The 13,186-nt window shown below is 43.8% G+C and carries 7 protein-coding genes, 4 tRNA genes and 3 rRNA genes; 10 read left to right on the plus strand and 4 right to left on the minus strand.

Annotated elements, in window-relative coordinates:
- Positions 1–40: 40 nt before the first annotated feature.
- Positions 41–472: a DUF948 domain-containing protein gene (locus MKY45_RS01280; RefSeq protein ID WP_042530996.1), complete on the minus strand. Its 432-nt coding sequence runs from the start codon at positions 470–472 to the stop codon at positions 41–43.
- A gap of 356 nt (positions 473–828) precedes the next feature.
- On the opposite strand from MKY45_RS01280, the gene cwlD reads away from it, so the two are divergent.
- Both cwlD and MKY45_RS01290 read left to right on the plus strand, forming a co-directional pair.
- Positions 829–1,557 (plus strand): N-acetylmuramoyl-L-alanine amidase CwlD, encoded by a 729-nt coding sequence (gene cwlD / locus MKY45_RS01285; protein ID WP_042530998.1) that lies wholly within the window; start codon positions 829–831, stop codon positions 1,555–1,557.
- A 281-nt stretch (positions 1,558–1,838) separates the two neighbouring features.
- Positions 1,839–2,897 carry an Mrp/NBP35 family ATP-binding protein gene (locus MKY45_RS01290; protein WP_042531000.1) on the plus strand — a complete coding sequence of 353 codons (1,059 nt, stop codon included), beginning with the start codon at positions 1,839–1,841 and terminating at the stop codon, positions 2,895–2,897.
- A gap of 75 nt (positions 2,898–2,972) precedes the next feature.
- Here MKY45_RS01290 and gerD read toward each other — a convergent pair whose 3' ends face one another.
- Positions 2,973–3,605: a spore germination lipoprotein GerD gene (gerD, locus tag MKY45_RS01295; protein ID WP_042531002.1), complete on the minus strand. Its 633-nt coding sequence runs from the start codon at positions 3,603–3,605 to the stop codon at positions 2,973–2,975.
- A 272-nt stretch (positions 3,606–3,877) separates the two neighbouring features.
- On the opposite strand from gerD, the gene MKY45_RS01300 reads away from it, so the two are divergent.
- Positions 3,878–4,531, plus strand: coding sequence for a KinB-signaling pathway activation protein (locus MKY45_RS01300; protein ID WP_193064229.1), 654 nt, complete (start codon positions 3,878–3,880; stop codon positions 4,529–4,531).
- A gap of 254 nt (positions 4,532–4,785) precedes the next feature.
- On the opposite strand, the gene pdaB is transcribed toward MKY45_RS01300, so the two are convergent.
- Positions 4,786–5,541, minus strand: coding sequence for a polysaccharide deacetylase family sporulation protein PdaB (pdaB, locus tag MKY45_RS01305; protein WP_256705517.1), 756 nt, complete (start codon positions 5,539–5,541; stop codon positions 4,786–4,788).
- A gap of 719 nt (positions 5,542–6,260) precedes the next feature.
- On the opposite strand from pdaB, the gene MKY45_RS01310 reads away from it, so the two are divergent.
- The 7 genes from MKY45_RS01310 to MKY45_RS01340 all read left to right on the plus strand — a co-directional run bounded on the left by MKY45_RS01310 (position 6,261) and on the right by MKY45_RS01340 (position 11,480).
- A 16S ribosomal RNA gene (locus MKY45_RS01310) occupies positions 6,261–7,821 on the plus strand.
- A 76-nt stretch (positions 7,822–7,897) separates the two neighbouring features.
- A tRNA-Ile gene (locus MKY45_RS01315) sits at positions 7,898–7,974 on the plus strand.
- A gap of 20 nt (positions 7,975–7,994) precedes the next feature.
- Positions 7,995–8,067: transfer RNA gene (locus MKY45_RS01320), tRNA-Ala, on the plus strand.
- Positions 8,068–8,194: 127 nt separating this feature from the next.
- Positions 8,195–11,116 (plus strand): 23S ribosomal RNA (locus MKY45_RS01325).
- Between the two features lie 70 nt (positions 11,117–11,186).
- Positions 11,187–11,302, plus strand: a 5S ribosomal RNA gene (rrf, locus tag MKY45_RS01330).
- Together the 16S, 23S and 5S rRNA genes with 4 tRNA genes alongside form the textbook arrangement of a ribosomal RNA operon.
- Before the next feature lie 27 nt (positions 11,303–11,329).
- A tRNA-Asn gene (locus tag MKY45_RS01335) sits at positions 11,330–11,401 on the plus strand.
- Between the two features lie 6 nt (positions 11,402–11,407).
- A tRNA-Thr gene (locus MKY45_RS01340) sits at positions 11,408–11,480 on the plus strand.
- A gap of 329 nt (positions 11,481–11,809) precedes the next feature.
- On the opposite strand, the gene MKY45_RS01345 is transcribed toward MKY45_RS01340, so the two are convergent.
- Complete coding sequence (locus MKY45_RS01345) at positions 11,810–12,721, minus strand: glycine betaine ABC transporter substrate-binding protein (RefSeq protein WP_226895222.1); 912 nt, start codon at positions 12,719–12,721, stop codon at positions 11,810–11,812.
- Positions 12,722–13,186 lie beyond the last annotated feature (465 nt).

The raw sequence follows: 13,186 nt of genomic DNA on the forward strand, positions 1-13,186 counted from the left end.
AAACGCTTGGAACCTTTGTTCCAAGCGTTTTTGAATGGAGCTACTTTCTGTTCTGTTTTACAAGAAAATATCCAATAGTAGCTAAGCCATAAATGCCTTGCAAATTTTTATTGGCTATCGTCATATTTGCTTCTTCTGTAGTTTCCTGTAATTGATTTGCTGTTTTAAGTACAGACGACGACAGGTTGTGTGTAGCTCGTCCTGCATCACCAACTAAGTAGAATAAAGGAGATAATTCCTTGATTTGTTGATTCACTTGCTGCAAGGTTTCATTTCCTGTTTTAAGGACATCTGTTATTTGCGAGGTGATGCCTTCTACTTGCTCCGGCAGTTGATCCGTTGTTTTTTGAGCACTTGCGATGAGTTTGCCCGCCCCTCCTAATTTTAGAAAAAGAAAAGCAGCTACCGCCAATAAACCAAGTCCAATCAGAACAGCTCCAATACCTAATACAATTAATATCCAATCAGCCATAATCATACCTCCGAATCATTATTCCTAAATATACAATATCACATGAGGAACAGTTTCAAACATTTATTTTTATTTTAGCATACTACAAAAGATAAGTCATAAACCTAAGGATGCGCCCATAAATTTTAATAAAGGCTTTGGCAGTTTATATTCCTTAACGTTTGTACATGCTGTAGGAAACAGCTTTGTAATAGCAGAACGTGTGAAGAATCCGTTTTTCTCAGATTAGCTTGAGACAGCGGCTGCTCGTCCCGGTAAAAGGTTACTAACATGTATTATTGCCATCCTTATATCGACTATTTCTGGATAGTGCCAAAATACATCCCTGAAGATGGGAACGAAAGGAACGAGACAATATGTCTAAAAAGAAAAAGCAGGCCTTCTGGTTTCTTGGTTTATTATTACTTATTTTCTTATTACAGTATCCCACCAAACAAGCAATTAATTCTTCTAATTCTACGTGGTCGATGCCGTTAAACGGAAAAGTGATTGTTATTGATCCGGGGCACGGCGGACCAGATGGCGGCGCGGTAGGATCAGACGGCACCGTTGAAAAAGATATTGCACTGTCTGTAGCTAAAATTGTGCAGTCTTATTTGATGCAGCATGGTGCGATTGTTCATTTGACGCGTGAAGAGGATGTGGATCTGGCAGCGGAGGGGACAAGCGGTCTGGCTAATCGTAAATCAGAGGATATACGAAATCGATTAGCGTTTATTCAGGAGAAAGAAGCTGAGTTTTTTATTTCCATCCATTTAAATGCATTACCTGATTCCCAGTGGCATGGGGCTCAGACCTTTTATTACCCAAGGTTTGAGGAGGGAGAACATCTGGCGACAATGATTCAGGAGGAAATTATCCGTAATTTAGAAAATACGGATAGACAGCCCCTTGCGATTGACCAAATGTATTTATTAAAGCATGCAGAGGTTCCTGGTGCGTTAGTAGAGATTGGTTTTTTATCGAATGAGGTAGAACGGGAGCTATTAAAAGATGATACGTATCAGAGACAAATGGCGGCTAGTATTTATGAAGGAATCTTGCGTTACGTTACGGAAGAACCGCAGGCAGAGGAAAGTGAGTAAACAGTGCCAGGATGACGATGGCTTTTTAACTTTGACCCGTGAAGAGGCTTTGGCAGATGTCAGGTCTTTTTTATGGATAAATACTATCGCAGCATGAGCGTCCGTAATTTCTCCAACGAGGGACAGAAAAGAAATGTAAATAATAGATGGAGAAAAACGGACGCTGCATTTCCTGATTAACTCAAGCTAACATTCAGTTGGTTAAAGAGCAAACCAACTGAATGAAGTTTCGTTTTATGTTATACTTGCACTTGGACAGATTCATAAGGGATGGTGAAAATATGTTAACACAAGAAGAGGTTATTGAGTTACTCAGCTCTATAAAGGATCCTTTTTTACATAGAAACTTGAAGGAATTGAACGCGATTACTTCTGTTACCATTAAGGAAGAGAAGAAGCATGTCAGTGTCAAGGTTGGAATTTCCAAGATGAATACTGGCGAGCAGATGCAGATGCAGCAAGAAATTGTTGGTGTTTTAAAACGGAATGGTGCCAATACAGTTGGTCTCCGATTTGAACAGCTTCCTGATGAAACAGTGAAGAAATATCAGTCTGAAGCAGAAAAAGAAAAAGAAGAAACGCTGATCAGCGGCGCCACTAATACACAATTTATCGCCGTGGCAAGTGGAAAAGGCGGTGTTGGTAAATCAACTGTAACCGTTAACTTAGCTGTTTCCTTGATGCGTCTAGGCAAAAAAGTAGGAATAATTGATGCAGATATTTATGGCTTTAGTGTACCGGATATGATGGGCATCGAGGAAAGACCAGTCGTTCGCGGAGAAAAGATTATTCCTGTTGAGCGCTTTGGTGTCAAAGTCGTCTCCATGGGATTCTTTGTGGAAGATAATTCGCCAATTATCTGGCGCGGACCGATGCTCGGGAAAATGTTAAACAGCTTTTTCACAGAAGTAGAGTGGGGAGAATTAGATTATCTATTGCTTGATTTACCACCTGGAACAGGCGATATCGCAATGGATGTCCATGAACTCTTACCATCTTGTAAAGAGGTTATTGTAACAACACCTCATCCGACCGCAGCTTTTGTAGCGGCTCGTGCGGGACAAATGGCTCTGAAAACAGATCATGAAATCCTTGGTGTTGTGGAGAATATGGCATATTTTGAAAGCAAGAAAACCGGTGAGAAGGAATATGTTTTCGGAAAAGGCGGAGGTAAGAAGCTTGCCGATGTTTTGAAAACAAAGGTTCTTGGTCAATTGTCACTACAACAGCCGTATGAAGAAGAGGATGAATTCGCGCCGTCTGTTTACCAGGAGGACCATCCAAATGGCAAAGAGTATCATAAGGTAGCTGCCAAAATCATTGCGAAATTAGAGGAATAGGGGTGCAAACAAACGGGGTGTCTGTTTAGATAAACAGCACCCTATTTGTTTTAGAGAAATGCATGCAGTAATTCCTTAACCGGATGAATTTGCGCCTTCGTTTTCGTTTTTCTTTTCTTCTTTATTCTCTTCGGAATTTCCGCTATTTTCTCCACCACCGCCGGAAGCGTTTTGCTTGGCAGCTTCTTTTAATGCCTGATCTATCTTTTCCTGAAATAATGGAGATTGAAACGCTTCTTGAATTGTTTTCTCCAAATGAGCACGGAATGCTTGGCTCGTCATGATAGAAAGCATTTGCTCATCCACCTTAGGGTTATTTAATATCTCAATCATTTGCTCTTGAAACTGACTATCATGCATCAGGTCCTTCATCAGGTTCTTTTGTTCTGCGGAGATGGATTTCGCATAAGTTTGTATGAATTCAGGGTCTTGGAACATTTTTTTCCAGTTTTCCTTGCTGTCTTCAGATGATAAAGCTTTTGTAACTGCCTCTTTTACTTCATCCGATTCAATAACCACGCTTTCCTGCAGTTCGTCATCGTTTAGTATATCCTTTAACGCTTTTTTGCCTTCCTCAGTCTGCAGGATATCGACAACCATTCGTTTCGTGGTTTCGTATTCTGCTTCACGGGATTCATCATTATTTCCACAAGCAGAGATAAAGCAAAACAATAGGAGTAGAAATAGAATGGACAGGTGACGTTTCATAATTTACGCTCCTTTCTTCATGGAATCAGAAAGTATACCTTTTTCATGAATTTATTTTCAGGTTGGGATTACATTAGCTTGGCCTCAGGTGCCAAAAATCAACATTTTCCGCAATAATCATGTGTTTCAGTCGTTGATACTTCTTCAGTGATAAGAATATAATCTACACTCTTAATATGTTTGATAATTTAACAAAATATACACAAGCAATGAAGAAAAATAGGTCACTTCATGATAAAATACCAGTGGTTACTTCTTTAGGGGGTGAAGAATTGAACACAAGAATATTGGTTAATTTCTTTTGGAAAGCATTCTGGCTTGGCGGGCTTGCTGGATTAATTGCGAGCTTTTTTATACGGCCGGAGGAATATCTTACATATATGTCTCCGTTTGATGCAATGGAGTTATTTGGGGTATTTGTTTTCTTTTTAGGGCTTGGCCTGACTTTTGCGGCGGTAAGTATGACAGGTTTCTTTGCATATTTATTTGTGAATCGGATGGGGCTGAATGTTTTTAAAGGATACTGGCCTACTGTGCAGGTTGGTTTGATTATTTTTATTTTATTTGATCTGGTCTATTTTCCATATCGCGCCACAGATGGAGAGGTAGCAATTTATTGGTTTATATTGATTGCTGCTGCGATGCTTTTGATTGGCTGGATTGTAGCAAAGATAAAAGCAAAAGGGACGAATTCGACAGCTTTTATTCCAGCACTTTTTTTCATGGTTGTTTTTACAACTGTCGAATGGGTTCCCGGCTTAATGGTAGATGGTACAGATTATGCCTGGTTAATGGTTGTTCCGCTATTAGTATGCAACACCTACCAGATGTTAACGCTGCATCGCTTGCCTTTTGTGGAAAAAGAACCGAAAAAGGAGCAAAAATCGGCATCAAATCCAAAAAAAGGGCAAACGAAGAAAGCGTAAGTCTCAGAGCCCTTCCTTCCTTACCATGGAAGAGCTCTGTCAGCTTGCTTTATCTGATTTATGTAAAAGTATGCCGAAGCTGTTTCTTCTATATGATAAAAAGACAGCTCCTCTTCAGATAATGAGGGGAGCTGCCTTTCACGTTTACGTCTGTGTTGATAATTTATATTTAAAAGACCGGCTCATCGCCTAAGTCTAAATTTGTGAATGAAATTCCTTATGAAAGAGGAAGAATTGAGAAATGGAAACAAGGATTAATCAATAAGTTCCGTATCTGCTTTTGCCTGGTTGACCATTTCCGATATAGTAATTAAACCATACCCTTTGTTTTTCAAGCCGGGAAGAACTGTCTCTAAAGCTTCGGCAGTCTGTTTGGCGCTATCAGAAGCGTGTAGCAGGATGATATCACCATTTTCTGTTTGCTCCATGACTTCATCAATAATTGATTCTACTCCGGGATTCTCCCAATCATCCGGGTTGACATTCCAATGAATAACCTGAAATTGCATACTTTCTGCCAATTCGATGATTTCTTCATTCAGATGGCCATGAGGTGTGCGGAGAAGGCGAATATCTTCATACCCCAATTTATCCATAACCTCTTGTGCTTTTATTAAATCTTGTCTTATTTGTTCTGGTTCCTGATCTAAATAACTTTTATAACGATAGCCGAGCAGCCCAATTTCATGTGTGCCTTCAGAAATTGCTTCTAATAAATCCGGATGACGTTCCGCCCATTCTCCGCTGACGAAAAAGGTAGCTTGTACTTCTTCTTTCTCCAGTACTTCAAGAATGCTTTCTACTTTTTCCTCTCCCCAACTGATATTGAAGGTGACGGCAACATCTTCTAAATCTTCATTCCCTTTTGAAAGAGCAGCAGGCTCATCCTTCGTGAACATAGCCATAATAGAAGGAGTTTGCGTCCAAATAAGAATGGCTGCTGCTAAAACAATCACGGTGCTTAATATAATTTTCTTCCGGTTCAAACGAATTGTGTAGAAGTGATTCACTTTTGTTCCTCCTTTTTTAATGTAGTACAACCCATGACAAGCATTTGTAGTAGTGCGAAATAATTCGTTCTAGTTTATGTATATGTTCTGTTTATAGAGATATGTACAAGCTTGCAATATTCTTTTAAAGACAATTGGTATCCAGAGGAGCAGCGGATGTGTTGGCGAAGGAAAGAAACGGCAAGTTATATATGGTATAGGTATATTTTGCAGAGATAATGTTAAAATTGAGAGGAGACAGAAGGAGCTTTTTGTGGTTACTTGTTTCACCAAAACTATTACTGATGAAACATTCCGGCTAAAAGCGTTGTAATTATGTATCACATTTACTGATTGTGACTGGAACTGTTCATCCTGATTAAAATGACGATGCTCAGTCTGCGGTTTTACAATCATTTTTACATAGAAAATAGAAAAAGTGATTTGTTTAGTCATTTTTTTATAAAAAGGTATTGCCCTTCTCTATTTTCTATGGTATATTAATTTTTGTTGTCGGAAGCAAACGAAATAAAGCGAAATTATTTCGACAAAATACTTTAAAAAAAGTGTTGACAACAAAAACGAAACATGATAAATTATATCTTGTCGCTAAAAACGACAGAAACAAATTGCTCTTTGAAAACTGAACAAAACAACCAGTACGAAAGAAGAAAGACAACCTCGTTTTTCTTAAAAAATAAGTCAGAAGTTGACTTCTGAAAGCTAATGTTTCAAACACTTTTATGGAGAGTTTGATCTTGGCTCAGGACGAACGCTGGCGGCGTGCCTAATACATGCAAGTCGAGCGCGGGAAGCGAACGGAACTCTTCGGAGGGAAGTTCGTGGAACGAGCGGCGGACGGGTGAGTAACACGTAGGCAACCTGCCTGTAAGACTGGGATAACTCGCGGAAACGCGAGCTAATACCGGATAACACTTTCTATCACCTGATGGAAAGTTGAAAGGCGGCTTTTGCTGTCACTTACAGATGGGCCTGCGGCGCATTAGCTAGTTGGTGAGGTAACGGCTCACCAAGGCGACGATGCGTAGCCGACCTGAGAGGGTGATCGGCCACACTGGGACTGAGACACGGCCCAGACTCCTACGGGAGGCAGCAGTAGGGAATCTTCCGCAATGGACGAAAGTCTGACGGAGCAACGCCGCGTGAGTGATGAAGGTTTTCGGATCGTAAAACTCTGTTGTCAGGGAAGAACAAGTACGATAGTAACTGATCGTACCTTGACGGTACCTGACCAGAAAGCCACGGCTAACTACGTGCCAGCAGCCGCGGTAATACGTAGGTGGCAAGCGTTGTCCGGAATTATTGGGCGTAAAGCGCTCGCAGGCGGTTCTTTAAGTCTGATGTGAAATCTTGCGGCTCAACCGCAAACGTGCATTGGAAACTGGAGGACTTGAGTGCAGAAGAGGAGAGTGGAATTCCACGTGTAGCGGTGAAATGCGTAGAGATGTGGAGGAACACCAGTGGCGAAGGCGACTCTCTGGTCTGTAACTGACGCTGAGGAGCGAAAGCGTGGGGAGCGAACAGGATTAGATACCCTGGTAGTCCACGCCGTAAACGATGAGTGCTAGGTGTTAGGGGGTTTCCGCCCCTTAGTGCTGAAGTTAACGCATTAAGCACTCCGCCTGGGGAGTACGGCCGCAAGGCTGAAACTCAAAAGAATTGACGGGGACCCGCACAAGCGGTGGAGCATGTGGTTTAATTCGAAGCAACGCGAAGAACCTTACCAGGTCTTGACATCCTTTGACCGCTCTAGAGATAGAGTTTTCCCTTCGGGGACAAAGTGACAGGTGGTGCATGGTTGTCGTCAGCTCGTGTCGTGAGATGTTGGGTTAAGTCCCGCAACGAGCGCAACCCTTAATCTTAGTTGCCAGCATTTAGTTGGGCACTCTAAGGTGACTGCCGGTGACAAACCGGAGGAAGGTGGGGATGACGTCAAATCATCATGCCCCTTATGACCTGGGCTACACACGTGCTACAATGGACGGAACAAAGGGAAGCGAACCCGCGAGGTCCAGCAAATCCCATAAAACCGTTCTCAGTTCGGATTGCAGGCTGCAACTCGCCTGCATGAAGCCGGAATCGCTAGTAATCGCGGATCAGCATGCCGCGGTGAATACGTTCCCGGGTCTTGTACACACCGCCCGTCACACCACGAGAGTTCGTAACACCCGAAGTCGGTGAGGTAACCTTTGGAGCCAGCCGCCGAAGGTGGGACGAATGATTGGGGTGAAGTCGTAACAAGGTAGCCGTATCGGAAGGTGCGGCTGGATCACCTCCTTTCTAAGGATATATAACGGAATTCGTACGTGGTTGTTTGGTTCAGTTTTGAGAGAGCAATTCTCTATCATATTTAGATGGGCCTGTAGCTCAGCTGGTTAGAGCGCACGCCTGATAAGCGTGAGGTCGGTGGTTCGAGTCCACTCAGGCCCACCATCTAATTATATTATATTTATGGGGCCTTAGCTCAGCTGGGAGAGCGCCTGCCTTGCACGCAGGAGGTCAGCGGTTCGATCCCGCTAGGCTCCATTTTTGTACCTTGAAAACTAAATAAGAGTAACAACGACATCAAACTTTAAAAATAAGGCAAAAAAGCTATTGATATAGCGACACAACTGATTACATTCTGTAATCAGCCATCTTATTCAAAAACTTTAGTTAAGTGAATAAGGGCGCACGGTGGATGCCTTGGCACTAGGAGCCGATGAAGGACGGGACTAACACCGATATGCCTCGGGGAGTTGTAAGTAAACATGATATCCGAGGATTTCCGAATGGGGGAACCCACTGTTCGTAATGGAACAGTACATCTATCTGAATACATAGGGTAGGTGAGGCAGACCCGGGGAACTGAAACATCTCAGTACCTGGAGGAAGAGAAAGAAACATCGATTTCCTGAGTAGCGGCGAGCGAAACGGAAAGAGCCCAAACCAAGAAGCTTGCTTCTTGGGGTTGTAGGACATTCCATTGGAGTGACAAAGAAATTCTTTAGATGAATCGACCTGGAAAGGTCAGCCAAAGAAGGTAACAGCCCTGTAATCGAAAAGGAATTTCCTCCGGAGTGTATCCTGAGTACGGCGGAACACGTGGAATTCCGTCGGAATCCGGGAGGACCATCTCCCAAGGCTAAATACTCCCTAGTGACCGATAGTGAACCAGTACCGTGAGGGAAAGGTGAAAAGCACCCCGGGAGGGGAGTGAAATAGAACCTGAAATCGTGTGCCTACAAGTAGTCGAAGCCCGTTAATGGGTGACGGCGTACCTTTTGTAGAATGGACCGGCGAGTTACGATCGTATGCAAGGTTAAGTGGAAGACACGGAGCCGTAGCGAAAGCGAGTCTGAACAGGGCGAATGAGTATGCGGTCGTAGACCCGAAACTGTGTGATCTACCCATGTCCAGGGTGAAGGTCAGGTAACACTGACTGGAGGCCCGAACCCACGTATGTTGAAAAATGCGGGGATGAGGTGTGGGTAGCGGTGAAATTCCAATCGAACACAGAGATAGCTGGTTCTCTCCGAAATAGCTTTAGGGCTAGCCTCAAGATAGAGAGTACTGGAGGTAGAGCACTGATTGGACTAGGGGCCCCTACCGGGTTACCGAATTCAGTCAAACTCCGAATGCCAGTTACTTACGCTTGGGAGTCAGACTATGGGTGATAAGGTTCATAGTCGAAAGGGAAACAGCCCAGACCGCCAGCTAAGGTCCCAAAGTATACGTTAAGTGGAAAAGGATGTGGCGTTGCACAGACAACCAGGATGTTGGCTTAGAAGCAGCCATCATTGAAAGAGTGCGTAATAGCTCACTGGTCGAGTGACGCTGCGCCGAAAATGTACCGGGGCTAAACGTATCACCGAAGCTGCGGATTGTTCTTACGAACAATGGTAGGAGAGCGTTCAAAGTGCTGCGAAGTCAGACCGTGAGGACTGGTGGAGCGCTTTGAAGTGAGAATGCCGGTATGAGTAGCGAAAAAAGAGTGAGAATCTCTTTCACCGAATGCCTAAGGTTTCCTGAGGAAGGCTCGTCCTCTCAGGGTTAGTCGGGACCTAAGCCGAGGCCGACAGGCGTAGGCGATGGACAACAGGTTGATATTCCTGTACCACCTCATGATTGTTTGAGCAATGGGGGGACGCAGGAGGATAAGGAGTGCGCACCGATGGATGTGCGTCCAAGCATGCGAGGAAGTCAGATAGGCAAATCCGTCTGACATGATTCTGAGCTGTGACGGGGAGGGAAATAGAGTACCGAAGTTCCTGATTTCACACTGCCAAGAAAAGCCTCTAGTTAGATTATAGGTGCCCGTACCGCAAACCGACACAGGTAGGCGAGGAGAGAATCCTAAGGTGAGCGGGAGAACTCTCGTTAAGGAACTCGGCAAAATGACCCCGTAACTTCGGGAGAAGGGGTGCTCACTTGTGAGTGAGCCGCAGTGAATAGGCCCAAGCGACTGTTTAGCAAAAACACAGGTCTCTGCGAAGCCGAAAGGCGAAGTATAGGGGCTGACACCTGCCCGGTGCTGGAAGGTTAAGGGGAAGAGTTAGCTCTTCGGAGCGAAGCTTTGAACCGAAGCCCCAGTAAACGGCGGCCGTAACTATAACGGTCCTAAGGTAGCGAAATTCCTTGTCGGGTAAGTTCCGACCCGCACGAAAGGTGCAACGACTTGGGCACTGTCTCAACGAGAGACCCGGTGAAATTATACTATGCGTGAAGATGCGCATTACCCGCGACAGGACGGAAAGACCCCGTGGAGCTTTACTGTAGCCTGATATGGAATGTTTGTGCAGTTTGTACAGGATAGGTGGGAGCCTTTGAAGCGTGAGCGCCAGCTTACGTGGAGGCATCCGTGGGATACCACCCTAACTGTATGACCATTCTAACCCAGGACCGTAATCCGGTTCGGAGACAGTGTCAGGCGGGCAGTTTGACTGGGGCGGTCGCCTCCTAAAAGGTAACGGAGGCGCCCAAAGGTTCCCTCAGAATGGTTGGAAATCATTCGAAGAGTGTAAAGGCAGAAGGGAGCTTGACTGCGAGACCTACAAGTCGAGCAGGGACGAAAGTCGGGCTTAGTGATCCGGTGGTTCCGCATGGAAGGGCCATCGCTCAACGGATAAAAGCTACCCCGGGGATAACAGGCTTATCTCCCCCAAGAGTTCACATCGACGGGGAGGTTTGGCACCTCGATGTCGGCTCATCGCATCCTGGGGCTGTAGTCGGTCCCAAGGGTTGGGCTGTTCGCCCATTAAAGCGGTACGCGAGCTGGGTTCAGAACGTCGTGAGACAGTTCGGTCCCTATCCGTCGTGGGCGTTGGAAGTTTGAGAGGAGCTGTCCTTAGTACGAGAGGACCGGGATGGACACACCGCTGGTGTACCAGTTGTTCCGCCAGGAGCATAGCTGGGTAGCTACGTGTGGTAAGGATAAGTGCTGAAAGCATCTAAGCATGAAGCCCCCCTCAAGATGAAACTTCCCATCACTTGAAGTGAGTAAAATCCCTCAGAGACGATGAGGTTGATAGGTCCGAGGTGGAAGCGTGGCGACACGTGCAGCTGACGGATACTAATCGATTGAGGACTTATCTAAGTTTTTTCATGTCGCGTTACTCTTATTTAGTTTTCAGGGTGCAAATCCCTGTACAAGATAAATGAACAAGTCTGGTGGCGAGAGCGAAGAGGTCACACCTGTTCCCATGCCGAACACAGAAGTTAAGTTCTTCAGCGCCGATGGTAGTTGGGGGCTTCCCCCTGCGAGAGTAGGACGCCGCCAGGCTTATTTTTTTACATATTTAATTTATATTCCACAGTAGCTCAGTGGTAGAGCAATCGGCTGTTAACCGATCGGTCGTAGGTTCGAATCCTACCTGTGGAGCCTTTTGCTTCCATAGCTCAGCTGGTAGAGCACCACCATGGTAAGGTGGGGGTCAGCGGTTCGAGTCCGCTTGGAAGCTTAGTGTTAAACGCTTATCCTATAAAGGGTAGGGCGTTTTTTTGTGTTTATAAGGCTCTATACTGAATGTGGTGGTGTCCTCCGTTCCATCGTCAGATGGAAAGAAGGCAAAAAAATACACTCCTTTTCCTCTCTCTGATACCCTTGAGTTGTCGAGACAAAAGGAATGGGAGAGGAAAAGAGTGCATCATCATTTTATCACAGAGTTATTAGGAATAAAAGATTCTCATGTAGATGTGTGGATATCAGACTTAAAAAAGGTTTCCATTCAATAGATATATTTATTGAATGGAAACCTTTTAATTATATAGCAATGATTAGAGCTAAGAATTAATCCTTTGGTTCTAAATCCTCAAGTGAATCAATATCCATATAAGCTGGTACTGCCAAACCAGTCTTAGCACCATCTAAGTTTGGTCCCAAATCATCAAAATCGCTTTCGTATTGCTCATATAATTCGGCATGTGTCACGGGCATCCATACAGCTAAGGATGCATCAGCACTTCCAGTAGCGATGGATTCAAACATAATAGCTGGGTCAACTTGTGTCAATGTTACCTGAAACCCTTGTTGTTCTAATGCAATTTTAGCAACATTTGCTGTGAAAATAGCATCATCCCAGGGTAAAAGAGCCAACTCAATGGAAGTGCCATCTACAGAATCTACGCCATCTGTCCACTCTGTAACAATTTCCTGATTAGCATCTGCCCAGTCCTGCGCTACTGTTTCAAAATCCTTTTCTTGAGCTTCTAATAGCGCTTCTTCTACGTCTGGAAGCTCTAACTCGATACGATCAAGAATTGTATAAGCTTCAGGCATTTCATCCTTCAGGCCCTCTCTTGCTATCGTTGTGATTTGTTCTTCATCTCCATGGATTCCCTGTGGATCATCTAAGTATTTTAAATCCCACTGAGCAAACTTATAGTGAGGAGACCAAGCACTGAAAACGATTGGTTCTTCATTTTCAATAGCATCACTTAATTGCGTTAACATTGCTCCTGCGGAAGACAGCTCCTGCTCCCAACCAGCAAGATTATTGTAGGAATCTAAAACTTCTTCATTTTTTAGAGTTTGCCCGGCACCAGGTTCTGTTCCAGTGATTGTATAATCTAGTTCGTCACTAATATTTGCTTCAGCGTGTACGTCCCCATCATTGGAATTGCAGCCTGCAACAATGAGTGATAAAGATAAACCAGTAATTATACCGAGACTTTTCCAAGTGAATTTCTTAAATTTCATCATATGTAAAAATACCCTCCAATTTTATGTACTGCTTTTCTAATAACGTTACCAATTACTTTATAATACACAGAGTTTGTTATGAGCCGGCAGAATCAATGCTATACTTATTAGGTTTTTAATTCAAACGCTAAAAATAGTTGTTTCTGCATAAATAAGTTGTTAAAAGCGGATTAAACATAGGTTTCTGTAAAAGAGCAGCCTTTTACTGCGTCTATCTCTGTATTACATGTTGCTTTCGAATTTTAGTTAGAAGTTTATGTATTGGAAGTATAGGGTGGTAGGAATTTAGCAAAGAATTTTCAAGAGTACAGTCTTAGTTTGGAACGCTTAGATCATAGGAAATCAAAGTAGTTTAAACAACATATGATGTTAGAAAAAATTAAATTTAATATAGTTAATAATTGAATTTAAAAAGCTCAAAAAGTAGAAATAAAAGCATTATGTAGCTAATGAGTCTTCTTCCCT

The organism is Oceanobacillus sp. FSL K6-0251 (assembly GCF_038004725.1).
Taxonomy (GTDB): domain Bacteria; phylum Bacillota; class Bacilli; order Bacillales; family Amphibacillaceae; genus Oceanobacillus; species Oceanobacillus oncorhynchi.